This window comes from Cryobacterium sp. 10I5 (assembly GCF_035019865.1).
In the GTDB taxonomy this organism is placed as follows: domain Bacteria; phylum Actinomycetota; class Actinomycetes; order Actinomycetales; family Microbacteriaceae; genus Cryobacterium; species Cryobacterium breve_A.
Genome location: NZ_JASJVI010000002.1, coordinates 67,224 through 91,699, shown reverse-complemented (window position 1 = coordinate 91,699; position 24,476 = coordinate 67,224). Strand labels below are relative to the sequence as shown.

Below are 24,476 nucleotides of genomic sequence, written 5' to 3'. Positions count from 1 at the left end.
CAAAGCGAGCCACCGGTGAACTTCCTCAACGCCATCATTCTGGGACTCGTGCAGGGTCTCACCGAGTTCCTCCCGGTGTCCTCGAGTGCCCACATCCGCATCGTCGGCGAACTGCTCGGCATGGGCGGTGACCCGGGCGCCCGGTTCACCGCGATCATCCAGATCGGCACGGAGGCGGCCGTCGTGCTGTTCTTCTGGCGGGACATCTCGCGCATCGTGACGCACTGGGTCAAGGCCCTGTTCGGCAAGATCCCGCGCAGCGATCCCGACGCGCGGATGGGCTGGCTCATCATCTTCGGCTCGCTCCCGATCGTCGTGCTCGGCCTGGTCTTCCAGAACCAGATCGAGTCCACCCTTCGCAACCTGTGGATCACGGCGACCGTGCTCATCGTCTTCGGCGTGCTGCTCGGCGTCGCCGATGCGGTCGGGGCCCACCGGCGCCGCCTGAAGGACATCACGGTCACGCACGGCGTCATCTACGGCTTCGCCCAGGCGCTCGCGCTGATCCCCGGCGTCTCCCGCTCCGGCGGAACGATCACGGCCGGCCTGTTCATGGGCTACGAGCGCCGCGCCGCCGCCCGCTACGCGTTCCTGCTCGCCATCCCGGCCGTGCTCGGCAGCGGCTTCTACGAGATGTACAAGGCCATCGCGCACCCGTGCCTCGAAGGCGCCACCAACTGCACCCCGGAAATCTTCGGTCCGGCCGAAACCGCGGTCGCCACCGTCGTCGCCTTCATCGTCGCCCTGTTCGTGATCGGATTCTTCATGAACTACATCTCCAAGCGCAGCTTCCTGCCGTTCGTCATCTACCGCATCGTGCTCGGCTTCGCACTGATGGCCTTGCTCGCGACCAACACCATCGCGGCATAGGGGTCCCTGAATGCGCGCCTGGCGACACCCCGACATCCCCGTCCTTCCCGGAAACTCCGAAGCTCCGCGCCTGTACGACACGGCGACGGAAGCCCTCGTGCTCGCGGAACCGGTCGACGTCGCCCGGCTCTACGTCTGTGGGATCACGCCCTACGACGCGACGCACATCGGGCATGCGAACACCTACCTCGCCTTCGACACCCTCCAGCGGGTTTGGCTCGACGCCGGATACCGCGTGCACTACGCGCAGAACGTGACGGATGTCGACGACCCGCTCCTGGAGCGGGCGACGGCGACCGGTGTCGACTGGCGGGACCTCGCAGCGTCCCAGGTCGACCTGTTCCGCACCGATATGGAAGCCCTGGGCATCATCCCTCCGGACAGCTACGTCGCCGTGACCGAGGTCATCGAGGAGGTCGCCGACGCGGTCGCCCAGCTCTGGGACGACGGCCTCGCCTACGCGGTCGCCGTCGACGCCGCCGAGCTCTCCGACACCGACGGCCCGGCAGAGTCGGCAGGTTCCGACATCTACTTCGACATCGCCGCCGCAGAACGGGTCGCACCGTGGCGACTCGGCGACGAGAGCAACCTCGACCGCGAGCAGATGCTGACCCTCTTCGCCGAGCGTGGCGGCGATCCTGACCGCGAGGGAAAGCGCGACGCCCTCGACCCGCTGCTCTGGCGTGCCGCCCGGGTGGGGGAACCGGCCTGGGACTCCCGCGTCGGCGCCGGCCGACCCGGCTGGCACATCGAATGTTCCGTGATCGCGCTCAAGGAACTCGGCACGGACTTCACCGTGCAGGGCGGCGGATCAGACCTGATCTTCCCGCACCACGACATGAGCGGCGGCCACGCTGCCGCCCTCTCCGGGCATCCGCTCGCCGGCGTGTACAGCCATACCGGCATGGTCGCCTACCAGGGCGAGAAGATGAGCAAGTCGCTCGGCAACCTCGTGCTCGTGTCGGCGCTGCGTGCCGGGGGCACCGATCCCCGGGCCATCCGCCTGGCTTTGCTCGCTCAGCACTATCGCAGCGACTGGGAGTGGACGGTTGACTCGCTCACCGCAGCCGAGGCGCGCCTCGAGGCGTGGACGAACGCCTTCGGTCGGGCCACCGCAGACACGACCGCGAACGCCGATGGCACTCTCGCTGATGTCGACACGGATGCCGTCGCAAGCGCTGACGAGGTCATCGTCACGCTGCGGGCGGCGCTCGTCAACGACCTCGACACCCCGGCAGTGCTGCGGACCCTCGACGCCGCAGCCGTTTCCGGCGCGGCCGAGCCGGAGCTCATCGCCCTGGCCATCGACGCCCTGCTGGGCATCGCGCTCTAGCCAGGCGAAGGGCTACGGCTGACGCGGCCCGTCTGGTCCCGGACGACCGTCTGCGCGGCCGGCCTGGCCGTCGCGGCCGTCTCCGCGCTTGCGGAGGTACTTCTCGAACTCCTGGGCGATCGCCTCGCCGCTCGCCTCCGGCGAGTCGACCGTGTCCCTGGCCTGTTCGAGCTGGTTGATGTACGCGGCCATCTCCTCGTCGTCCGCAGCGAGGGTGTCGATACCGGTCTGCCATTCCTCGGCTTCGGTGACGAGGTCGCCGCGCGGGATCACCACGTCGATGATCTCCTCGAGCTTGTCGATCAGGGCGAGCATCGCCTTGGGAGACGGCGCGTTGTGCACGTAGTGGGGGACCGACGCCCAGATCGAGAGGGTCGGGATGCCGACGAGCTCGGCCGCGTGCGAGAGCACGCTCAGAATGCCGACGGGACCCTCGTAGCTGCTGCGCTCGATCTGCAGCTCGCTGCGCACCTCGGGATTCTCGCTCGAGACGAAGATGGAGATCGGGCGCGTGTGCGGAACGTCGGCGAGCATGGCGCCGAGGAAGACGATTCCGCCGATGTCCGCCGCGAGGGCGGCGTCGAGCACCTCAGCGGTGAATCCCTTCCAGCTGCGGCTCGGCTCGGTGCCCAGCAGCAGGTAGATGTTGCCCGCGTTGCTGCCGCTCACGCGCAACTGCGCGTCATCGGCGAGAGGCTCGCCGACTACTCCGGGTTCGGCTGGACCGAACAGGGTCGCGCCGGGCCATTCGAGCTGGCGGTGACCCTCGTCATCCGTGGAGATCGTCGGCCGGTTGAACTGGTAGTCGAAGTAGACCTCGGGGTCCACCTCGAAGAGGGAGGACACGTCGAGGAGGTCCCTGAGGATGCCCACGGCACCGGTCGCAGCCTCACCCGCGTCGTTCCAGCCCGCGAACGCCACCACGAGGAGGCGTCCGCCCAGGAATCCATTGCCATCTGTCACTGCGTGAAACCTCGATCTGCCGGGGCGCCCGGAAAAGCACCGTCAGTCAAGGATAAGCGGTGCCCCTTACACTTGGACCCTGTGAACCCGTTCCGTCTGAATTCGCCCTTGCCCGCGGCCGTGCTGTGGGATATGGACGGCACGATCGTCGACTCGGAGCCGTACTGGATGCGCGCCGAAACCGAGCTCGTCGAAAGCTTCGGCGGGGTCTGGACGCACAGCGATTGCATGCTCCTGGTCGGCAGTGGCCTGCTGAACTCCGCGTCCATCCTGCAGGACCGCGGGGTCCGCCTCGACGCCGAAGCGATCGTCGACCGACTGACCACCCGGGTGCAGGGTCTTCTCGGCGAATTCGGGGCGCCATGGCGTCCTGGAGCGCTCGAACTGATGACGGAGGTCAAGGCCGCGGGCATCCCGATGGCCCTTGTGACCATGTCAGAACACCGGATGGCGCAGCAGGTGTCCGACCAGGTCGGATTCGCCGCGTTCGACGCGATCGTCGCCGGGGACATGGTCGTCCAGAGCAAGCCGCACCCCGAGGCCTACCTGTCCGCCGCCCTGTTGCTCGGTGTCGCCCCCGCAGACTGCGTCGCCGTCGAAGACTCCCTTCCCGGCATTGCGGCGGCCGTCGCCTCCGGCGCCGTCGTCATCGCGGTTCCGCACATGGTCGAGATCGAGGCCAGCGCCCGGTACGAACTGTGGCCGACCCTGCACGGACGCACGCTGGCCGGCGTCCACACTGTCTTTGCCGAGCGGCGCGCGGATGCCGCCGAGGTACCCGCGCGGCCCGGTTCCGGCCCGCATCCGATCGAGGACGACACCCACGCATGAGCGACACCGACAACATGAGCGACACCGGCACCACCCCGAACGGCGAGTACACCCAGGTCATCCAGAGCAGCGGGCCCTTCCGGGTCGGTGACCGTGTGCAGCTGACCGGCCCCAAGAACAAGCTCAACACGATCACGCTCGAGCCGGGCAAGGTCTTCCACACCCACAGGGGAATCCTCGCGCACGACGACATCATCGGCCTGCCCGATGCATCCGTCGTCGTGAACAACGTCGGGGTCGAGCACCTCGCGCTGCGCCCGCTGCTCAACGACTTCGTGATGTCGATGCCGCGGGGCGCTGCGATCATCTACCCCAAGGACGCAGCCCAGATCCTGGCCCAGGCCGACATCTTCCCCGGCGCGACGGTCGTCGAGGCCGGGGTGGGCTCCGGAGCCCTGTCGCTCTGGCTGCTTCGCGCGATCGGGCCGGCCGGGCACCTGGCCTCCTTCGAACGCCGCGCCGAGTTCGCCGACGTCGCGAGGGACAACGTCGCGACGTTCCTCGGCGCCGACCCGTCGAACTGGACGATCACCCTCGGTGACCTTGCGGACGCCCTGCCGTCGGCGGTCCCGGACCAGACGGCCGACCGGGTCGTGCTCGACATGCTCGCCCCCTGGGAATGCCTCGAGGCCGTCTCCGCCGCACTCAAGCCCGGCGGCGTCCTGCTCTGCTACGTCGCGACCGTGACCCAGCTCTCCCGGGTGGCCGAGGCCATCCGCGGAACCGGCTTCTACACGAACCCGGATTCGAACGAGACCATGGTGCGCGGCTGGCACGTCGAAGGGCTTGCGGTCCGCCCTGACCACCGCATGATCGGGCACACCGGGTTCCTCATCACGGCCCGGCGTCTCGCACCCGACACGATCCTGCCCGAGCTCAAGCGCAGGCCCTCGAAGACCGACTTCTCGGATGCGGATGTCGAGGCCTGGACCCCGGGCGCACTCGGGGAACGCAGCGTGAGCGGGAAGGTCATGCGCAAGCGGGTCCGGATCGCGGAGGCCGGCGCGGCCACCTCCAAGGCCCGGGGCCTCGACGGGCGGGGGCCGGCCGTCCTCGCCACGCCATTGGACGAGCCCGGAACCACCGAGACGCCCACCGACACCGAGACCGACCCCACGACCGATACCGCAGCCGACGCCGGTTAGGATAGGCTCCGGCCGTGTTCGGCCTCCCGACTGTGGGTGCCCCGAGGGCGCCGCACGCTGAACGTCCCACACTGAAATGAGATCCTGTGCGTAGAGCTTCTGCCCTCATTGCGACTGCCAGCCTTCTGCTTGCCGCCCTCACCGGGTGCAGCAGCAGTGCGGATGCCGCGTCGAGCTGCGTCGCACCCATCAGCGATGGCGCCGCCTCGAAGCTCGTCACGGTCAGCGACAACCTCGGCGCAGTCCCGAAGGTCGACTTCCCCACCCCCCTCATGACCGGGGCAACCCAGGGCCGGGTCATCGTCCCCGGCTCCGGCGACAGGCTTGTCACCGGCCAGCAGGCGAAGATCGAACTCAACGTCTACAACGGGACGACGGGCTCGCCGATCCAGGTCAGCAAGTACGACAGTACGAGCGCGAACGTGCTCACCCTCAACGACCAGACCATCAAGGGCATCACCGACGGGCTCGCGTGCGCGCAGGCCGGCTCGCGCATCGCCGTCGTCGTCTCCCCGGATGACGCGTTCGGACCGCAGGGCGGCAACCCCACCCTCGGGATCGCCGCGACCGACTCGCTGGTCTTCGTGATCGACGTCGTGAAGACCTACCTGCTCCGGGCGAACGGTGCCGACCAGACCCCGGTCAACGGTCTTCCCGCCGTCGTGCTCGACGGCAACGGCACCCCGGGCATCACCATCCCGGGCGGCACACCGCCGGCTGACCTTCAGGTCGCCGTCCTGAAGAAGGGCACCGGCGACACCGTCAAGGAGGGCGACACGGTCACCGTGCACTACACCGGCGTCCTCTGGGCCGAGAAGAAGGTCTTCGACTCCAGCTGGACCAAGGGCGCACCGGCACAGCTGCTCGCCGTCGACGGCTCGAAGACCCAGGGCGGCGTCGTCCCCGGTTTCGCGACGGCGATCATCGGCCAGACCGTCGGTTCGCAGGTCCTCACCGTCGTCCCGCCCGCCAAGGGCTACGGGGACGCAGTGCAGGGAACCATCCCCGCCGGCTCCACCCTCGTCTTCGTCATCGACATCCTCGGCATCGGCTAGCCCCCACCACTGCACTGCCGCACGCGTCGCCCTCCGTTCACGAGAACGGGCGGCGACGCGTGTTTTCCGGGGACTGTCCCGTACTTTCGCCGGATCGCCCGGGTCTGCACGCATGCCCCACGAACCTCGGGCCAGGACCATGCGGGCGCGTCTGAGCTAGTGAGTGTGTCGAATTCAGGAGATCCGTGCTGCCGGGTGGGATCGGCCGCACTGGTCCGCGGGCCGGTAGTGCTCTCCCGGGCGGATCTCCTGAGTTCGCCACACAGTGCTGGCGTGCGTGCGCTCAAACGTCTGAAAGTCAGGATCAGACTCCTAAAATTATGTGAGTAAGTCTCGCATTCGTGTTCGATTCGGGGTAGAATCGGGGCATGGCAGGAGCTACGGATCCCCAGTCACATACCCCGCAGGCAGACGATCTGGCCGCGGGGGATCAGCCCACACCGATGGGCCTCGCCTCCACCGAATCGTCGGGTGAATCACCGGTCCAGTCCTCGGATGGGCAAGTCGAGTCGGCGCATCCCGTTGCGGTTGCCGAAGGTTTCGAAGGCGCTGAAGGGCTGGCCGGGTCGGTGCCGTCGGTGCATGCGGATGCTGTCGCCCGGCTCGCCGAGATCCAGGTGGCCTTGGCCGAAGCCCTGGCCGCGATCCCGGTTGGGTTGCTCAGCGATGCGGAAGCCGTCACGACGCTGAAAGAAGTCGAGGCCATCGGGCGGACGGTGGATGCTGCCCGGGTGAACACGGCGACGGATGTGGATCGGCGGGCCCGGGTTTTGGGCCGGGAGGGTCTGGCCTGGCGGATGGGGTGCCGGGGACCCTGGGACGTGCTTACGCGGGTGACCCGTGTGTCGGCCCGGGAAGTGAAGCGCCGGATCAAGCTGGGTGATGCGGTGTTGCCCCGCCGGGCGGGCCTTGCGGTGTTGCCGCCGTTGTTCCCGGTCGTGGGGGCCGCCCTGACCGCGGGGGACATCGGGGTGGAAGCGGCCGAGCTGATCACCACCGGGCTGGGGTCGGTCAGTCGCCGGGCGGTCCCGGCGGAGGTCGAGGTCGCCGAGCGTGCCCTGGTGGCCACGGCGGCCGGGTGGATCACCCCGGAAACCGAGATCCTCGCCGGCGCCGGGGTGCCCGCGGCCGCGGACCTGATCCGCGGCATGGTGCTGCAATGGCAGGCCATCCTCGACCCCGACGGGGTCCTGCCGCAGGAAGACCTGTTCGAGGCGAAATCGAACATCGGCTTCGGCCAGTTGAAGAACGGCCTCTACCCGGTCAAGGGCGGGGTGACACCGGAACTCTACGGGATGATGAACACCCTCTTCGACGCCTTCCTCAGCTTCCACGCCCGGCCCGCCTTTCCAACCGAGGAGGAACAGGCCCGGATGGAGTCGGGGCAAATGATTCCCGGGGCCGAGTCAGCGGACACCGGTGACGACGTCAACGCGGGCACGGGCCCGGAGCTCGACGTGATCGAAGCGGAGCTGCGAGAACGGCGCGCGGACACCCGTACCGGCGGGGAGAAACGTGCGGACATCCTGCGGGCCCTGTTCGAGCATGCCGCCCGGGACGAGGACACGCCCAGCATGGGCGGGTCGGCGCCGACGGTGATGGTGCACGTGAACGCCGCCGACCTCGCCTCCGGGGTCGGCGTCGGGTGGATCGACGGCGTCGAAGCCCCGGTATCGCTCAAGACCGTGCACCAGCGCATCTGTGACGGCGGTTTCCAGGGGGTCCTGTTCGGGGAAAACAACCAGGTGCTCAAGCTGGGTCCGGAACGAAGGTACTTCAACCGGGCGCAACGTCGGGCGATCACCGCCCGCGACGGCGGCTGCATCATCCCCGGCTGCACAGCACCCGCACACTGGGCCGAAGTGCACCACGTGAAGCCCTGGGCCAAGGACGGGCCGACGACCGTGGACAACGGGGTCCTGCTGTGTTGGTTCCACCACCACACCATCGACACCTCGGGGTGGGAGATCCGGATGGTGAAAGGCTCACCGCAGGTCCGGGCGCCGGGGCTGCTCGACCCGCAACGGCTCTGGCGACCACCGAACCGGCACCGCGCCCACCAGGTCCTCACCGGACCACCCAACCGCGACTGAACAGGGACCCGGGCACCGTGTCGCATCCGCTTCTCACTGCTCGACACGGGCGGCCTACCGGGGCTCGGTTAGACTCACAGCGTGTCGACCACCCCCGAACCGATCAACCGCGTCACGGTTGAAGAACGCCTGTTCAGCCTCGTGCTGGCACTGATAGCGACGGAAAACGGCCTGACGAAGGCCGACATTCTCTCGACCGTCCAGGGCTACCGCCAGCGTTACGTGCACAGTGGCGACAATGCGAGCCTGGAGCGGCAGTTCGAGCGGGACAAGGACGACATCCGCGAACTCGGGATCCCGCTCGAGACCGTCGAGCAGCCCGAGGATCCCGGCAACAACCGCAACCTGCGCTACCGGATCCCCAAGGGCCTCTACGAACTTCCGACGGACGTATCGTTCTCCGGCGACGAACTGGTGCTGCTCAAACTCGCCGCGACGGTCTGGAAAGAGGGCTCGCTGTCTGCCGAGTCCCGGCGCGCCCTGACCAAGCTCAACGCGCTCGGCGGAGCGGACGGCGACCCCGTCCTCGGATACGCCCCGACCCTCCGGGTCCGAGAGGCCTCATTCGAACCGCTCAGCAAGGCCATGGACCGTGGGCACGTCGTCTCCTTCCTCTACCTCAAGCCCGGCGAGGCCGCCCCGCGACGCCGGAAGGTGGCGCCTCGCGCGGTCGTCCAGCACGAAAGCCGCTGGCATCTGTTCGGGACCGACCTCGACGCCGGGGCCACCCGCACGTTCCTGCTGTCCCGCATCGTCGGACCGGTCACGGTCGTCCCCGACCTCGTCGCCCCCGAATCCGGGCCGGACGCGGGCCAGACCGCCCTCACCGAACTCGACGCCCTCTTCACGGCCAACGTCGCAGAGATCGAGGTCCTCCCGGGCAGCGATGCCGCCGTCCGCCTCGGCAAGCGGGCAGCCGATGCCTCCGGCGCCCAGCCGACCGCGGCGCTCGTTCTGCACTACACCGACCTGAACATCCTCGCCGACGAGCTCGCCGGATTCGGGCCGGAGGTGTTTGTGCACGCCCCGCAGGCGCTCAGGGACGCCGTGCTCGACCGGCTTCTCTGCGTCCGCGACGCCCACGAGCCGCTCGAGGCGCGCTCATGAGCCCCCGTGTGCCGCTCGGCGCACCCGACAAGCTCACGTTCCTGCTCTCGCTCGTCCCGTATCTCATCGACCACGACGGCATCAGCGTCACGGATGTCGCGGCCCACTTCGGCGTCGCCCCCGAGCGCGTGCGCGACGCCGTCACCCTGATCGCCGTGTCCGGGGTGCCCGGCGACACGAGCCAGTACCTGCCGGGGGACCTCTTCGACATCGAGTGGGGCCAGTTCGAGGCCGACGACACGATCGTGCTGACCCATCTCGTGGCGATCGAGGATTCCCCCCGGTTCTCCGCCCGCGAGGCAGCCGCGCTCATCGCCGGGCTGCAGTACCTCTCGTCCCTTCCCGAGAATGCCGACCGCGATGCGATCGCATCCCTCATGGCCAAGCTGACCCGGAGCGCCACCGCCGCGCCGAGCCAGCTCGCCGTGTCCGCGAGCACCTCGGGAGCAGCGATCTCCGTCATTCAGTCCGCCCTGCGGACCGGCGTCCAGGTGCGGTTCGACTACCTGAACGCCCGCGGCGGGCAGGAGGAACGCTATGTCGACCCGCTCCGGGTCGAATCCGTCGACCGGGACTGGTACCTGCGCGGCTGGTGCCACCTGCGCGGCGCCGTCCGGACTTTCCGGCTCGACCGGATGAGCGCGCTCACCGCGACCGATCGCCCCGTGACAAGCCGCACCGAGGAACTCATCCTGCCCGAGACCCTGTTCCAGGGCTCCGAATCCGATCTGAACGTGGTCGTCGAGCTCGCCGCCGGTGCGCTGCCCCTCCTGGGCGACTACCTCTCCGGCCGCCCGGTCCAGCCCCTCGAGGGCGACCGGGTCAGGGCGACCCTGCGTGTCTCGCACTATCACGCGCTCAAACGCCTCGTCGCGGGTCTCTCCGGGGTCGTCACCGTCGTCGAACCCGCCGCAGCTCGCGAGATCGTGCGGGCGTGGGCGGATGCCGGTGCGGCGAGGTATGCGGAGGCTGCGGCATCCACTGCAGCGGCAGGGCCGGGGGAGTAGCCGATGCCGTGGTGGAGTTGGGTCCTGATCTGGACCGGCCTCGTCCTGGTCCTCCTCGGGATGCTGGCCTGGTTCGCCGTGACGCTGTTCCGGAAGCTGATGGCTCTTGCGGATGCGGTCGGCGCGCTCGGCGACCTCGTCGGCGGACTCGACGCCGACCCGGCCGAGGAGACGCCACCACGACGTCCGGCGATCTTCGCGGACTGGAGCGAACTCGCCCTGGCCGTCGACCTGCAACGAACCATGCGTGAACGCCACAGGCAGGAACGGCGGGATCGCCGGATCGCCAGAGGTAAGCTATTGCAACACGGCCCGATCGTTAGACCTGACCCACCGATGAAGAGGACGCAACCTCATGCTTAACAACCTGACCGGATGGCACTTCCTGATCATCCTTGTCATCGTTCTGCTGCTCTTCGGTGCGCCCAAGCTTCCCGCACTCGCGCGCAGCCTCGGCCAGTCGATGAAGATCTTCAAGAGTGAGATCCGCAGCGACGAGCCCGCCGAGACGAAGAGCGCACCGGGGACGGACTCCGCCCCGGGAGCCGACGCGCCCGATCCGACGACAAAGCCGTAACCTCCGTGCCTGGGCGCACTCCTCGGCGCACGACTCGGCGCACGGCCCCTGACGGGAAGATGTCCCTCGGGCAGCACCTGCTTGAGCTGCGGAAACGCCTCTTCCTCGCGGCAGCCGGAATTCTCGTCGGAGCGGTGATCGGCTATTTCCTGTCCGATTTCGTCTGGAACGCCCTCAGGGAGCCGATCTACACGATCGCGTCGGCACAGGGGCGCAGCGCGCAGCTGAACTACCCGGACATCACGAGTGCCTTCGACCTCAAGCTCAAGATCTCCGTCTACGTCGGAATCGTGATCTCGAGCCCGATGTGGCTGTACCAGGTCTTCGCGTTCCTGATGCCCGGACTGACCCGAACCGAGAAGCGCTACACCTTCGGCTTCTTCTTCACCGCGGTGCCGCTGTTCCTGGCGGGCTGTGCCGCCGGCTTCTACGTCCTGCCGCACGTCGTCGAGCTCATGACGGGCTTCGCACCGTCGCAGGACGCCGCGCTCATCACCGCTCAGAGCTATTTCGATTTCGTGCTCAAGCTCGTCGTCGCGATCGGGATCGCATTCGTGCTGCCCGTGTTCATCGTTCTGCTCAATTTCGCGGGAGTGATCAGTGCGACGTCGATCATCAAGTCCTGGCGGGTCGCCATCCTCGTGATCATCCTCTTCACCGCCATTGCGACCCCGGCCGCCGACGTCGTGTCGATGTTCCTCCTCGCCGTCCCGATGGTGGTGCTGTACTTCGCCGCTTACGGGGTTGCGGTGCTGCATGACCGGCGTGCCGCCCGGCGCGCCCTCGCATTCGAACAGGAGCTGGCGCTCTAGGCGTCCCCCATGACCTCTCTCCAGACTCCGGCCGAGCCGACCCCGGCCGAGCGCTTCGCAGCGGCTCGGGACCGGGCGAGCCGTCCCAGGCTCTCCGCCTTCCGAGCCGGCCTCCGGTTCGATCTCGACCCGTTCCAGATCGCCGCCTGCGCCTCCCTCGAGGACGGCAACAGCGTGCTCGTCGCGGCTCCGACCGGAGCGGGCAAGACCCTGATCGCGGAGTTCGCGATCTACCTCGCGATGAAGCAGTCGACCAAGAAGGTCTTCTACACCGCCCCGATGAAGGCGCTGAGCAACCAGAAGTTCCAGGAACTCGTCGCGGAGTACGGGGCAGACGAAGTCGGCCTCCTCACCGGCGACACCAACGTGAACCCGCAGGCCCGCATCGTCGTCATGACGACCGAGGTGCTGCGCAACATGCTCTACGCGGACTCCGACCTGCTCACCAACCTCGCCTTCGTGGTGCTCGACGAAGTGCACTTCCTCGCCGACCGGTTCCGCGGCGCCGTCTGGGAAGAGGTCATCATCCACCTGCCGCAGAACGTGCGGATGGTGTCCCTGAGCGCAACCGTGTCGAACGCCGAGGAGTTCGGCGACTGGCTGCAGGCCGTTCGCGGCGAGACCGACGTCATCGTCTCCGAGGAACGGCCCGTGCCGCTCGAGCAGCACGTGCTCGTCAAGAGCAAGATGCTCGACCTGTTCGACTCCGCGGGGGCTGCGGGAACCCACCGGGTCAACCCGGAACTGGTCCGCCTCGCCCAGGGCGCCGGCCGCGGGGTCTCCGTCCGCCAGGATGGCAGGCACGGGGGCAACCGCGGCCGCGCGCAGCCCCCGCGGTCGACCTTCGAACCGGGCAGGATGGACCGCGCCGAGATCGTCCGGCTCCTCGGCGGCAAGCACCTGCTCCCCGCGATCTTCTTCATCTTCAGCCGAGTCGGTTGCGACCAGGCGGTCAACCAGGTCCTGCGGGCGGGCGTGCGCCTGACCGATGCCGCCGAACGCGCCGAGATCCGCGCGATCGTCGACGAACGCTGCCGCACCCTGCTCGACGAGGACCTCGGCGTGCTCGGCTACTTCGAGTGGCTCGACGGTCTCGAACGCGGTGTCGCCGCCCACCACGCCGGCATGCTGCCCGCCTTCAAGGAGGTCGTCGAGGAGCTCTTCCAGAAGAAGCTCGTCAAGGCGGTCTTCGCGACGGAGACGCTCGCCCTGGGGATCAACATGCCCGCGCGAACCGTCGTCCTCGACAAGCTCGAGAAGTTCAACGGCGAGGCCCGGGTACCGATCACGCCGGGGGAGTACACCCAGCTCACCGGCCGCGCCGGCCGGCGCGGCATCGATGTCGAAGGCCACTCGGTCATCCAGTGGGCCTCCGGGCTCGACCCGCAGACCGTCGCGTCGCTCGCCTCCCGCCGCACCTACCCGCTCAATTCGAGCTTCAAGCCGACTTACAACATGGCCGTGAACCTCATCGACCAGTTCGGGCGTGACCGCACCCGCACGGTCCTGGAATCCTCGTTCGCCCAGTTCCAGGCCGACAGGGCCGTCGTCGACATGGCCAGGGCCGTTCGCCAGCAGGAGGCATCCCTCACGGGCTTCGCCGCCTCGATGGTCTGCCACCTCGGCGACTTCACCGAGTACTCGGCGATCCGCCGCCGGCTCACCGAGGTCGAACGGGAGACGCTCACGGGGGAGACCGGCGCCCGCGCGGCGAAGGAGCGCCGCCAGCGCGAGCTCGCGAGCCTGCGGAAGCGGCTGCGCGCGCATCCGTGCCACAACTGCCCCGAACGCGAGTCGCACGCCCGCTGGGCGCAGCGCTGGTGGAAACTGCGTCGAGAGACGGATGCCCTCACCAAGCAGATCACGACGCGTACCGGCGCCGTCGCCCGCGTCTTCGACCGTGTCACCGAGGTCCTGCTCGGCTACGGCTACCTGCTCGAAGACCACGCCGGCGCGGTGACGCTGAGCGAGAGCGGCCTCATCCTCCGGCGGATCTATGCCGACAGGGACCTGCTCGTCGCCGAGTCGCTGCGCCGCGGACTGTGGAACGACCTCGACCCGGCCGGACTCGCAGCGATGGCCTGCGCCCTCGTCTTCGAGCCGCGGCGCGAGGAGGGGCTCATCGACGAGCGGTATCTGCCCCGGGGACCGTTCCGGGCCGCCCTGCACGACACCCAGGAGCTCTGGAGCCGCCTGGACGACCTCGAGCGGGAGCACCAGCTGCCGGGAAGCAACCCGCTCGCGGTCGGGCTCAGCCTCGCAATGTGGAAATGGGCTCGCGACGGCTCGCTCATCGACGTTCTCGACGAGGCGGAGATGGCCGCAGGGGACTTCGTGCGCTGGACCAAGCAGACCATCGACCTTCTCGACCAGCTGTCCGTCGTCGCCGACGCCCCGGTCGGCGTGACCGCCCGGATCGCGCTCGACGCCATTCGGCGCGGCATCGTCGCCTACTCCTCGTTCGCCTAGGCCGTGCCGGTGAACCCGAGAGAGATGAACCCGAGAGAGGTGAACGCGGAGCGGGGGGCCTTCCGGCTGCCCCTCCCTGCGGCCGTCCTGCTGGCCGCCGGCGCGGGAGCAATCCTCGACGGCGGGTTCCCCGACCGCTCCTGGTGGGTCCTCGCGCCGCTCGGGGTGCTGCTGATGTTCGTCGCGTTGCTCGGTCGCCGGCCGGCGCCGGCGCTTCTCGTCGGCATGGTCGCCGGACTGTCGTTCTGGCTGATCCACATCAGCTGGATCACCCTCTACCTCGGCCCGGTGCCCTGGCTCGCCCTCGGAGGACTCGAGGCGATCTTCTTCGGCGTCGGACTCTGGCTCATCGCCGTGGTTCTGAACCGTGGCCCGCGAGCATGGCCGACCCGATGGGGACGCCTCGGCCTCGTTCCGCTGGTCGTGGCCGGCCTCTGGACGGCACGTGAGGCGATTTCCGCGGTCTGGCCGTATGGCGGCTTCGCCTGGGGCCGGGTGGCCATCTCACAGTCGGAGAGCCCGTTTGCCGGCCTCGTGGCCTGGGTCGGGATGTCCGGGCTCAGCTTCCTGATCGTCTGGCTCAGCGCGCTCGCGCTGCAGTTGTTGCGGGAGGTCCGCTGGGGCGCGCTGGCCAGGTGGACCGTGCTCACGGCATCCGTCGCCCTGCTCCTCGTCGTGCCCGCCGTCTCTATCGCCCAGTCGGGGGAGGCCAGGATCGCCGCCGTCCAGGGCGCGTCCGATGCCGGTCTTTTTGCGCAGTATTCGCCGGGGCAGATCCTCGCCGACCACACCTCGGCTACCCTGCCGCTGGTCGGGCAGCCGGTCGACTTCGTCGTGTGGCCGGAGAACGGCAGTGACATCGACCCGACCCGGTCTCAGGACGCTGCGAACGTCCTCGACTATGTCAGCCGCGCGATGATGGCGCCGCTCATCACCGGCACGATCACCTACCGGGACGGCAAGTACTACAACACGAGCCTGCTCTGGAAGGCGGGGGAAGGCGCCACGGCCCTCTACGACAAGGTGCACCCGGTACCGTTCGCTGAATACATGCCTGATCGGGCCTTCTGGCGTCCCTTTGCCCCGGAGCTGATCGACCTGATCTCTCGGGACTACCAGCTCGGAACCCAGCCGAACGTCTTCGACGTCAACGGGATCCTGGCCGGAATCGCGATCTGCTTCGATATCGCCGACGATCAGCTGGTCCACCAGATGATCGACTCCGGGGCGACGGTGATCCTCGCGCAGACCAACAACGCGGACTTCGGACACACGGACGAGAGCGTCCAGCAGCTCGCGATCGCCCGGTTGCGCGCGATCGAGGCCGGACGCACGGTCGTCAACATCTCGACTGTCGGAACGAGCGCCATCATCGCGCCGGACGGCCACACGATGGACAGCCTCCCCACCTGGGTCCCCGGCTCCATGGTGCAGACCGTTCCGCTCAGCACGACCGAGACGCCCGCGATGGCGGCGGGGCGAGGCATCGAGTGGCTCGTCTCCGGGCTCGGCCTCGCGGGGCTCGTCTTCTGCCTGGTCTTCGCGCCCTCGGCACCGCGTGAGGCGCGCCGGCGAGCGGCCGAGGCAGCGGCGCGACCGGTTAACGCAGAACGCACCCGAACGAATCGGGTGCGTGCGTAGTTTCTGCTCGGGCCTAGGCGCCGATCTTCTGCTGTCCGCGACGTGCGCGCAGGAACGCGAGGCGCTCCTCGAGCAGTTCCTCGAGCTCGGGACGGGTGCGACGTTCCAGGAGCATGTCCCAGTGCGTGCGCGGTACCTTCTCGGCCGAGTGATCGACGATGACGGGCTTGGAATCGACGAGCCGGGTGGCCGTCTGGGAACAGAACCGGCATTCCCACTCGTCGGGGGCTTCCGCCTCCGCCGAGAAGATCATCACCGTCTCTCGTGAGCACGTTGCACACAGGTATGTGTGACTAACTCGTGGTGAAAAGGTTACGCCCTCTTCGCTTTGAAGGCTTTGTGCGCCCAACCTCATGCCACGCAAACTGCGATCCGCCATTGTGTGGTCTCCTCTCGCGATGCAACTCTCAGTTATAAACCGTCAAGCTGGGCGTTATCTTTCCGTTATGCCCTTACTCGGTGATAACTCTCAGTTTCGGAACCGAGTTTCATGGCGTTCCGCGCGTGTCGTGGTCGGTTCCGCGATGGGTCAGCGTTGGGATCGGTCGCTGATGAGTGCGGCCGCGACGTCCGATCGGTCCGTGATCAGGCCTTCCACGCCGGTGTCCAGGAGTCGGTCCATGGCTGCGGGCTCGTTGACCGTCCAGACATGCACCTCGACGCCGACTGAGTGCACGGCCCTCACGAAGTGGGGTGTCACCACGTGCAGCACCGACGCCGTCTCCGGCACCTGGACCGCGACGCATCCGCTGAGAACGCGCCGGATCAGCGCCCTGTTCCCGACCCGGGCGGCGACGACGGCCTGAGCGACCACGGATGCGGATGCGCTCGAGGCGACGCCGGGCAGGAGCCGGACCGTCCTTCTCCGGCGATCCTCAGAGAACGAGGTCACCAGCACCCGGTCGGTTGCGCCCGCGGCTCGGACGGCCGTCGCCGTTGCGGCAATGGCGTCCTCTGATTTCACGTCGAGGTTGAACCGGGCCTCCGGGAAGGCGTCGAGCGCTTCGGCGAGGGAGGCGAAGGACTGGCCGAAGCCGAGGTCGATTCGTTGCAGTTCGGCGATGCGCAGCGCCTCGAGCTGGATGTCCAGTTCGGGGAGGGCCAGGCGGGCGTCATGACTGAGCACGGCGACCCCGTCCCTGGACACGTGGACGTCCGTTTCCAGGTGGGTCGCACCGCTCGCGAGGGCATGACTGAAAGCGAGGACCGTGTTCTCGGGGGCATTCAGTGCCAGCCCGCGGTGCGCGAAGATGCGCGGGGGCGACCCGGCCAGGAAAGTAGAGGGGCCGCCCGAGATCACGCGGCTACCCCTCGGCGGCGTGCGAGCCGGCGGTGGTGCCGGCGGGAGTCTCCGCGACAGGTGGGGGCGACGTCGGTGCGGCGGCCTGGGGAGCGATGGGGGGAGTGGCAGCCGGAGGAGTGGCGGACCCGTCGACGGGCCGCTCGCCGAACGCGCGGCCGATGCCCTTCATCGCCTCAGTGAGTTCGCTCGGCACGATCCACAGCTTGTTCGCGCTGCCCTCTGCGAGCTTCGGCAGGGTCATCAGGTATTGGTATGCGAGGAGTTTCGGGTCGGGGTCGCCCTCGTGGATCGCCCGGAAGACGGTCGTGATGGCCTCGGCCTCACCCTGGGCCCGGAGCACGGCCGCCTTCGCGTCGCCCTCCGCGGAAAGGATGGCCGCCTGGCGGGCGCCCTCGGCGGTGAGGATCGCGGACTGCTTTGTGCCCTCCGCGGTCAGGATCAGGGCTCGACGGTCACGCTCGGCGCGCATTTGCTTCTCCATCGAGTCCTGAATGGAGTGCGGCGGATCGATGGCCTTGAGCTCGACCCTGCCGACCCGGATGCCCCACTTGCCCGTTGCTTCGTCGAGCACGATGCGGAGCTGGCCGTTGATGTTGTCGCGGCTCGTGAGCGCTTCCTCGAGATTCAGCCCGCCGACGACGTTACGGAGGGTCGTCGTCGTGAGCAGTTCGACCGCGCCCAGGTAGTTGGCGATTTCATAGGTCGCGGCGCGGGCATCCGTCACCTGGAAGTACACGACCGTGTCGATGGACACGACGAGGTTGTCCTCGGTGATGACAGGCTGGGGCGGGAAGGACACGACCTGCTCGCGCAGGTCGATGAGGGGACGCAGCCGATCGACGAACGGGATCAGGATGTTCAGGCCCGGCATGAGTGTCTTGTGATACCGGCCGAGCCGCTCGACGACCCCGGCCCTGGCCTGGGGGATGATGCGGATGGACTTCGCGAGGGTCACGATCACGAAGATGACGAGCGCGGCGACAAAGGCCACAACGATCACCTGCACGACAACCTGGGTCGGATCATTCATGAAATGTTCCTTTCTGCCGGGATGACTACTGCGGTCGCCCCGTCGATGGCGATGACGATGACACGTTCGCCCGTCTCGAAAACGGCCGGCTCGACGAGGGGGGAGAAGCGCGCGGTCCAGGTCTCACCGTTCGCGAGGCGCACCTGGGCGAGGGGGCCGGTCGAGCTCACGATGTGGCCGTCCTGGCCGAGGAGGGCGTCGACGTTGCTGAGCGTCGGGTCGCTGCCGCGTTTGAGCACGCGGAGCAGGGGCGGGCGGATGCCGAGCAGCAGCACCATGGACAGGAGCGCTGCGATCACGAGCTGGCCCCACCACGGCACACCGAACAGGCCGGAAACCAGGCCGCCGAGACTGCCGAGCGAGATCATCAGGAACGTGAGGTCAAGAGTGACCATCTCGATCGTGATGAAGATCAGTATGAGCACCAGCCAGACAACCCACGCGTAATTCGCGGCGAATACGTCCATCGTGACCCTCCCCGTTGTGTTCCCCTTCTCAAACTAGCAGGTGTGCCGACAAGGGCGGGGGCGGGGTTCTTGGTAAGGTCTTCTGCTAGACCCAGTTCGTTATTTGAGGAGTTCGTGTGACCAACCCACTTGCCGCAGGTTCACTGAACGGACAGCGCGTCCTCGTCACCGGTTCTTCCCGGGGCGTGGGAGCCGCGACCGTCGGAATCTTCGCGGAGGCCGGAGCGAGCGTTGTCATCAACTTCCGCAACAAAGAGGCGCGGGCCATCAAAGTCGCCGACGCCATCCGCGCAGCCGGCGGAACGGCCATCACCGCGGGCGCCGACCTCACCGATGAGGCCTCCGTCACGGCCATGATCGACACGATCCGGGCGGAATACGGCGGACTCGACATCCTGGTGATGAATGCCTCAGGCGGCATGGAAACCGGCATGGCCCCCGATTACGCGATGAAGCTCAACCGGGATGCCCAGCTCAACCTGCTCGCTGCCGTTCGGCCGCTGCTGGGCGCCGGCGCCCGGGTCGTGTTCGTCACGAGCCACCAGGCGCACTTCTTCGAGACCGCCCCGACCATGCCGGAGTACGTGCCGGTCGCACGGAGCAAGCGAGCGGGGGAGGACGCCCTGCGTGCGCTCATCCCCGAGCTCGAATCCGAGGGCATCGGCTTTGTCGTGGTCTCCGGCGACATCATCGAGGGCACCGTCACCGCGACTCTCCTCGAACGCTCCAGCCCTGGAACGATGAGCGCCCGCAAGGTCGCCGCCGGTCGCCTCTACAACGTGAGCGAATTCGCCGCGGAGGTCGCCCTGGCCGCCGTCGAACCGATTCCCGCGGGTAACACCCGGTACGTCGGTGACACCACGGACATGGTCACCGACTAGCAAGCGACGACTCGCAAGCAGGACGGCACGTCAGTCGGTGACGGTCGTCTGCGCTCCACGGCCGAGGGTGAAGGACATCACCAGCTGGACAAGGCCGGAGACGATCAGGAAGACGCCGCCGACGACGACGAGCACCCCCAGCGAGTTGACGGGGGACAGCAGCACCACGATGCCGGCGACGATGCTGATCACCGCGAAGAGGATCCCGAACCATCGGCTGGAATCCGAAGCCGTCTCAACGAGCGCCGCGACGCCTTCGATCAGCCACGAGATCCCGATGACCATACCGAGCACGGCGAGGGACCCGATCGGATTCCGGATCGCCACGATGCCCGCGACCAGCAGCAGCACTCCCAGCAGGATGTTCAGCACGCGGACGCCGGCACTGCCCCCGGCCATCGCGATGCCGCGGACGATGCGAGCGATCCCGCCGACGAGGAAGTAGAGGCCGAAGAGCACGGCGATGACGTTGAGGGTCGCGCCGGGCCAGACCAGGATCATCACTCCGAGGATCACGGCGACCACACCGCCGATGGCCATGGCCGTTCGGATGGTGGTCACTTCCGACTTGCTCAGTTTCCGTGGATCGATCGTGAGATCGAATACCGCGACGGGGTTCGACATGGCTGCGCTCCTCGGACTTGGGAACCCCCGAAGGAGGGGTTCGGTCACCGAGACTGTAGCGAAGACGGCACCTCGGGCGCAATGGCACAAGCCCGCCGAAGTGCTTGATGCTGCTTGAATGGAGCCATGACGAGCCTTCCTCCGCACGCCGCCGATGTCCATGACCTGATCCGGGTGCGGGGAGCACGGGAGAACAATCTCAAGGACGTCAGCATCGACATCCCGAAACGTCGCCTGACGGTGTTCACCGGTGTATCCGGTTCGGGAAAGAGCTCACTTGTCTTCGGCACGATCGCCGCGGAGTCGCAGCGGATGATCAACGAGACGTACAGCGCCTTCCTGCAGGGCTTCATGCCGACCCTCGCGCGGCCGGATGTGGACGTGCTCGAGGGCCTCACGACGGCGATCATCGTCGACCAGGAACGCATGGGCGCCAACTCCCGGTCGACCGTGGGCACCGCGACCGATGCGAACGCGCTGCTGCGCATCCTGTTCAGCAGGCTGGGACAGCCGCACATCGGCTCGCCCCAGGCCTATTCCTTCAACGTGGCCTCGATCAGCGGGGCAGGAGCGGTGACGCTCGAACGGGCGGGGAAGACCGTGAAGGAACGGCGGAGCTTCACGGTCACCGGAGGCATGTGCCCGCGCTGCGAGGGCATGGGAACGATCAACGACATCGATCTCACGCAGCTCTATGACGCGGCCAAGTCGCTCAACCAGGGGGCGCTCACGATTCCCGGCTACACGCCGGACGGCTGGGGCGTGCGGATCTTCACGGGATCGGGCTTCCTCGACGCGGACAAGCCGATTCGTGACTACAGCGCGCAGGAACTCGAGGACTTCCTGTACCGGGAACCGGTCAAGGTCAAGGTGGGGGACATCAACATGACCTACGAGGGCCTGGTCCCCAAGGTCCAGAAGGCGTTCCTCTCCAAGGACCGCGAGGCGATGCAGCCGCACATCCGCGTGTTCGTCGATCGTGCCGTCACCTTCACGACCTGTCCGGAGTGCCGGGGGACCCGCCTCAGTGCGGCCGCGCGGTCCTCGAAGGTCTCGGGGATCAGCATCGCGGATGCCTGCTCCCTGCAGATCAGCGACCTGGCCGACTGGGTGCGCGGCCTCGATGAACCGTCCGTGTCGCCGCTCCTGACCGCGCTGCGCCAGCTCCTGGACTCCTTCGTGGAGATCGGACTCGGGTACCTGTCTCTCGACAGGCCCGCCGGAACCCTGTCCGGTGGCGAGGCGCAACGCACCAAGATGATCCGGCACCTGGGATCCTCGCTGACCGACGTGACCTACGTTTTCGACGAGCCGACGATCGGACTGCACCCCCACGACATCGAACGCATGAACACGCTGTTGCTGCAGCTGCGCGACAAGGGGAACACGGTGCTTGTCGTCGAGCACAAGCCGGAGACGATCGTCGTCGCGGACCACGTCGTCGATCTCGGTCCCGGCGCAGGGACGGCAGGGGGCACCGTCTGCTTCGAGGGAACCGTCGAGGAACTCCGCACCAGCGGCACCCTCACGGGTCGCCACTTCGACGACAGGTCCACCCTCAAGGACACCGTGCGCACGCCGACGGGCGTGCTGGAGATCCGCGGCGCGACGAAGAACAACCTGCAGAACGTCGACGTCGACATCCCGCTTGGCGTGCTCGTCGTGCTGACCGGGGTAGCCGGGTCGGGAAAGAGTTCCCTCGTCCACGGGTCGATCCCGGCCGGCGCGGACGTGGTGTCGATCGACCAGGGCGGTATCCGGGGGTCCCGGCGCAGCAACCCGGCGACATACACCGGAATGCTCGAGCCGATCCGCAAGGCCTTCGCCAAGGCCAACGGCGTGAAGCCGGCCCTGTTCAGTTCCAACTCAGAGGGCGCCTGCGCCAATTGCAACGGGGCCGGCGTCATCTACACGGACCTCGGCGTGATGGCCACCGTCGCGACGACCTGCGAGGTCTGCGAGGGGAAGCGATTCGAGGCATCCGTGCTCGACTACCACCTCGGCGGCCGCGACATCAGCGAAGTTCTCGCGATGTCGGTCACCGAGGCGGAGAAATTCTTCGGTTCGGGGGAGTCGCGCACCCCCGCCGCTCACGCCATCCTCGTGCGGCTGGCGGATGTCGGACTCGGCTACCTCAGCCTGGGCCAGCCGCTGACGACCCTGTCCGGGGGCGAACGGCAGCGGCTCAAGCTCGCGAGCCAGATGGCCGAGAAAGGCGACGTCTATGTCCTGGACGAGCCGACCACGGGCCTCCACCTCGCCGACGTCGAACAGCTCCTGAGCCTGCTCGACCGGCTGGTCGACTCCGGCAAGTCCGTCATCGTCGTCGAACATCACCAGGCGGTGATGGCACACGCCGACTGGATCATCGACCTGGGTCCCGGTGCCGGCCACGACGGCGGCCGGATCGTGTTCGAAGGCACACCCGCCGATCTCGTCGCCGCCCGGTCGACCCTCACCGGCACCTTCCTCGCCACGTACGTCGGAGCCTGAACAAACCTCAAAACCAGCTATCCGGTAATGACCGATAATGCACATTATGTCAGTTTGTACGGAGCTTATGTCAGTTTGTACGGAGCTTATGTCAGTTTGTACGGAGCTTATGTCAGTTTGTACGGCGCTTATGTCAGTTTGTACGGAGTTTATGTCAGTTTGAGCGGAGCTTATGTCAGTTTGAATGGAGCCTATGTCAGTTCAGGCCGGTGGCTCCCACAGCTCGATCGGAAGCCCCTCGGGGTCATGGATACGCGCGAAGCAGCCGTAGTCCGTCGTGTCCCACTCCGGCCGACGCTCGACCGGGATGCCCGCCGCCGTGAGCTCCGCAGCGAGTGCATCGAGTCCCGTGACCCGAAGGTTGAGCATGAACGATTGCTTTTCCGAGAAATAGTCACTTTCGGAGGGAAACGGCGCGAACACGGTCGGGCCGGCCTGCTGCTGCCAGACTCCGGCCTGGCCCGCTTCGATACCGAGATGCTCCCGGTACCAGGCGGCCCGGGTGTCCGGATCAGAGCTGCGGAAGAAGAGCCCGCCGATTCCCGTCACAGCCACGGTTCGCCCCCTACCCTGTTCCACGGATGAGCCGCGTCAAGAGGGTCGCGGCCACCTCGTTGCCGTCATCGGCAAGACGACTCAGTTCGTCGATGTCTTCTCGCGCAGCGGCGAACTGGGCCAGCTTGTCCGCCGCGAGCTCGTTGCCCTCGTCGACCAGACGGCGCAACTCGTCGATGTCACCGCGCTCCCCCGCGAGCCGCGCGAGCTGTTCTCCCGCGAGTTCGTTGCCGGAATCCACCAACGCGCGCAGTTCGACCAGGTCGCCGCGCTCGGCCGCCAGTTCGACGAGCCGGTTCGAGGCCTCTTCGTTGCCCTCCCCGGCCAGGCGCCGGAGAGTCGCCAGATCCATTGCGCTCATGCTGCAACGGTAGCGCGCACGTCCCCCGGTTTCCAGAGGTCCGTCTCCCGATTCCCCGGGTTCCCGATCCCCCTCGTCAGCCGTACAGGCGTTAGATCCGTGGCACGCATCACCCGCTCGGTCCTGGTGCAATCGGAGGACTACAGGAAGCGACGGGAGATCCGTTGTCCCCGAATTAGGAGATTCGTCGGCGGGCAGTAAGTTTGCAGACGGAGGAAAGGAGTTTCGATGAGCAGAATCGTGGTCACCAACAGCGTGACCCTCGACGGCGTGATGCAGGCGCCCGGCCGGGCGAACGAGGATCGCAGGGACGGCTTCGACCTCGGCGGCTGGGCCCAGCCCTATGCCGACTCGGTGATGGGCAGCGTCATGGCAGCGGGAATCGGCGACGCAGACGCCCTGCTCTTCGGACGCAAGACGTACGCGGACTTCGCCTCGATCTGGCCGGCGATGACCCTGGACAACCCGTACACCGAGGTCATCAACAACATCCCGAAGTACGTGACGTCGAAGACCCTTCCCGGCCCCCTGGCCTGGAACAACTCGATCCTGTTGAACGGCGAGGCCACGACCACCGTCGCGGAACTGCGTGAGCGGCCCGGCAAGGACATCGTCATCCTCGGGAGCGGCGAACTCGTCCGCGCCCTGATGCGCTGGGGCCTGATCGACCAGTACACCCTCCTCATCCACCCGCTCGTGCTCGGCACGGGTCGACGCCTCTTCCCCGATGGCGGTCCCTCCGCGTCCCTCGACCTCGTCGACAGCCGGACGACGAGCACGGGCGTCATCATCGCGACCTATCGCCCCGCCGCCCCCGTCCCACCGGCGCCGCCGGTGCCTCTTCCCGGACTCGCCTGAC

At 67.6% G+C, this 24,476-nt stretch carries 24 protein-coding genes; 16 read left to right on the top strand and 8 right to left on the bottom strand.

The window, feature by feature from the left end:
• Positions 1 to 15: 15 nt before the first annotated feature.
• On the top strand, positions 16 to 870 hold the full coding sequence (locus tag QN350_RS01360; RefSeq protein WP_322139894.1) for an undecaprenyl-diphosphate phosphatase: 855 nt from the start codon (positions 16 to 18) through the stop codon (positions 868 to 870).
• Between the two features lie 10 nt (positions 871 to 880).
• On the top strand, positions 881 to 2,203 hold the full coding sequence (gene mshC / locus QN350_RS01355) for a cysteine--1-D-myo-inosityl 2-amino-2-deoxy-alpha-D-glucopyranoside ligase (RefSeq protein ID WP_322139893.1): 1,323 nt from the start codon (positions 881 to 883) through the stop codon (positions 2,201 to 2,203).
• Positions 2,204 to 2,215: 12 nt separating this feature from the next.
• Here mshC and QN350_RS01350 read toward each other — a convergent pair whose 3' ends face one another.
• Positions 2,216 to 3,166 carry a PAC2 family protein gene (locus QN350_RS01350; RefSeq protein WP_322139892.1) on the bottom strand — a complete coding sequence of 317 codons (951 nt, stop codon included), beginning with the start codon at positions 3,164 to 3,166 and terminating at the stop codon, positions 2,216 to 2,218.
• A gap of 81 nt (positions 3,167 to 3,247) precedes the next feature.
• Here QN350_RS01350 and QN350_RS01345 point away from each other — a divergent pair, with 81 nt between their 5' ends.
• From QN350_RS01345 to lnt, 11 genes are all read left to right on the top strand, one after another.
• Positions 3,248 to 3,997, top strand: coding sequence for an HAD family hydrolase (locus QN350_RS01345; RefSeq protein ID WP_416173040.1), 750 nt, complete (start codon positions 3,248 to 3,250; stop codon positions 3,995 to 3,997).
• 14 nt (positions 3,998 to 4,011) lie between these two features.
• Positions 4,012 to 5,142, top strand: coding sequence for a tRNA (adenine-N1)-methyltransferase (locus QN350_RS01340; RefSeq protein ID WP_322140425.1), 1,131 nt, complete (start codon positions 4,012 to 4,014; stop codon positions 5,140 to 5,142).
• Positions 5,143 to 5,228: 86 nt separating this feature from the next.
• Entirely contained in the window at positions 5,229 to 6,197 is a 969-nt protein-coding gene (locus tag QN350_RS01335; protein ID WP_322139891.1) for an FKBP-type peptidyl-prolyl cis-trans isomerase, read from the top strand.
• Between the two features lie 368 nt (positions 6,198 to 6,565).
• Positions 6,566 to 8,290 carry an HNH endonuclease signature motif containing protein gene (locus tag QN350_RS01330; protein ID WP_322139890.1) on the top strand — a complete coding sequence of 575 codons (1,725 nt, stop codon included), beginning with the start codon at positions 6,566 to 6,568 and terminating at the stop codon, positions 8,288 to 8,290.
• Between the two features lie 81 nt (positions 8,291 to 8,371).
• Positions 8,372 to 9,397, top strand: a complete 1,026-nt coding sequence (locus QN350_RS01325) for a helix-turn-helix transcriptional regulator (RefSeq protein ID WP_322139889.1) — start codon at positions 8,372 to 8,374, stop codon at positions 9,395 to 9,397.
• Positions 9,394 to 10,404, top strand: a complete 1,011-nt coding sequence (locus QN350_RS01320; RefSeq protein ID WP_322139888.1) for a WYL domain-containing protein — start codon at positions 9,394 to 9,396, stop codon at positions 10,402 to 10,404. The genes QN350_RS01325 and QN350_RS01320 overlap by 4 nt, the downstream gene beginning before the upstream one ends.
• A gap of 3 nt (positions 10,405 to 10,407) precedes the next feature.
• On the top strand, positions 10,408 to 10,767 hold the full coding sequence (locus QN350_RS01315) for a hypothetical protein (protein ID WP_322139887.1): 360 nt from the start codon (positions 10,408 to 10,410) through the stop codon (positions 10,765 to 10,767).
• On the top strand, positions 10,760 to 10,981 hold the full coding sequence (gene tatA / locus QN350_RS01310; RefSeq protein ID WP_134446564.1) for a twin-arginine translocase TatA/TatE family subunit: 222 nt from the start codon (positions 10,760 to 10,762) through the stop codon (positions 10,979 to 10,981). Before QN350_RS01315 ends, tatA begins: the two co-directional genes overlap by 8 nt.
• Positions 10,982 to 11,040: 59 nt before the next feature.
• Complete coding sequence (gene tatC / locus QN350_RS01305) at positions 11,041 to 11,793, top strand: twin-arginine translocase subunit TatC (RefSeq protein ID WP_322139886.1); 753 nt, start codon at positions 11,041 to 11,043, stop codon at positions 11,791 to 11,793.
• Between the two features lie 9 nt (positions 11,794 to 11,802).
• Positions 11,803 to 14,262, top strand: coding sequence for a DEAD/DEAH box helicase (locus tag QN350_RS01300; protein ID WP_322139885.1), 2,460 nt, complete (start codon positions 11,803 to 11,805; stop codon positions 14,260 to 14,262).
• Positions 14,263 to 14,286: 24 nt separating this feature from the next.
• A complete protein-coding gene (gene lnt, locus QN350_RS01295) occupies positions 14,287 to 15,903 on the top strand; it encodes an apolipoprotein N-acyltransferase (RefSeq protein WP_322139884.1) in 1,617 nt (538 codons plus the stop codon).
• 13 nt (positions 15,904 to 15,916) lie between these two features.
• Here lnt and QN350_RS01290 read toward each other — a convergent pair whose 3' ends face one another.
• From QN350_RS01290 to QN350_RS01275, 4 genes are all read right to left on the bottom strand, one after another.
• Entirely contained in the window at positions 15,917 to 16,282 is a 366-nt protein-coding gene (locus tag QN350_RS01290) for an RNA polymerase-binding protein RbpA (protein WP_134531837.1), read from the bottom strand.
• A 150-nt stretch (positions 16,283 to 16,432) separates the two neighbouring features.
• Entirely contained in the window at positions 16,433 to 17,203 is a 771-nt protein-coding gene (locus QN350_RS01285; protein WP_322139883.1) for a glycerophosphodiester phosphodiesterase family protein, read from the bottom strand.
• Between the two features lie 4 nt (positions 17,204 to 17,207).
• On the bottom strand, positions 17,208 to 18,236 hold the full coding sequence (locus tag QN350_RS01280; protein ID WP_322139882.1) for an SPFH domain-containing protein: 1,029 nt from the start codon (positions 18,234 to 18,236) through the stop codon (positions 17,208 to 17,210).
• Positions 18,233 to 18,703: an NfeD family protein gene (locus QN350_RS01275; protein ID WP_322139881.1), complete on the bottom strand. Its 471-nt coding sequence runs from the start codon at positions 18,701 to 18,703 to the stop codon at positions 18,233 to 18,235. Before QN350_RS01275 ends, QN350_RS01280 begins: the two co-directional genes overlap by 4 nt.
• 116 nt (positions 18,704 to 18,819) lie before the next feature.
• On the opposite strand from QN350_RS01275, the gene QN350_RS01270 reads away from it, so the two are divergent.
• Positions 18,820 to 19,584 carry an SDR family oxidoreductase gene (locus QN350_RS01270; protein WP_281534984.1) on the top strand — a complete coding sequence of 255 codons (765 nt, stop codon included), beginning with the start codon at positions 18,820 to 18,822 and terminating at the stop codon, positions 19,582 to 19,584.
• Between the two features lie 30 nt (positions 19,585 to 19,614).
• On the opposite strand, the gene QN350_RS01265 is transcribed toward QN350_RS01270, so the two are convergent.
• Positions 19,615 to 20,208, bottom strand: coding sequence for an HdeD family acid-resistance protein (locus tag QN350_RS01265; protein WP_281534983.1), 594 nt, complete (start codon positions 20,206 to 20,208; stop codon positions 19,615 to 19,617).
• Positions 20,209 to 20,334: 126 nt separating this feature from the next.
• Between QN350_RS01265 and QN350_RS01260 the strand changes: the two genes are divergently transcribed.
• Positions 20,335 to 22,701, top strand: coding sequence for an excinuclease ABC subunit UvrA (locus tag QN350_RS01260; RefSeq protein ID WP_322139880.1), 2,367 nt, complete (start codon positions 20,335 to 20,337; stop codon positions 22,699 to 22,701).
• Between the two features lie 201 nt (positions 22,702 to 22,902).
• Here the strand turns inward: QN350_RS01260 and QN350_RS01255 are convergent, their stop codons facing one another.
• The gene (locus tag QN350_RS01255) at positions 22,903 to 23,256 is read right to left on the bottom strand and encodes a VOC family protein (RefSeq protein ID WP_322139879.1); all 354 of its coding nucleotides are present in this window, start codon (positions 23,254 to 23,256) and stop codon (positions 22,903 to 22,905) included.
• 10 nt (positions 23,257 to 23,266) lie between these two features.
• The gene (locus tag QN350_RS01250; RefSeq protein WP_322139878.1) at positions 23,267 to 23,617 is read right to left on the bottom strand and encodes a hypothetical protein; all 351 of its coding nucleotides are present in this window, start codon (positions 23,615 to 23,617) and stop codon (positions 23,267 to 23,269) included.
• Positions 23,618 to 23,845: 228 nt separating this feature from the next.
• Between QN350_RS01250 and QN350_RS01245 the strand changes: the two genes are divergently transcribed.
• The gene (locus QN350_RS01245) at positions 23,846 to 24,475 is read left to right on the top strand and encodes a dihydrofolate reductase family protein (protein WP_281534980.1); all 630 of its coding nucleotides are present in this window, start codon (positions 23,846 to 23,848) and stop codon (positions 24,473 to 24,475) included.
• Position 24,476: the final 1 nt, after the last annotated feature.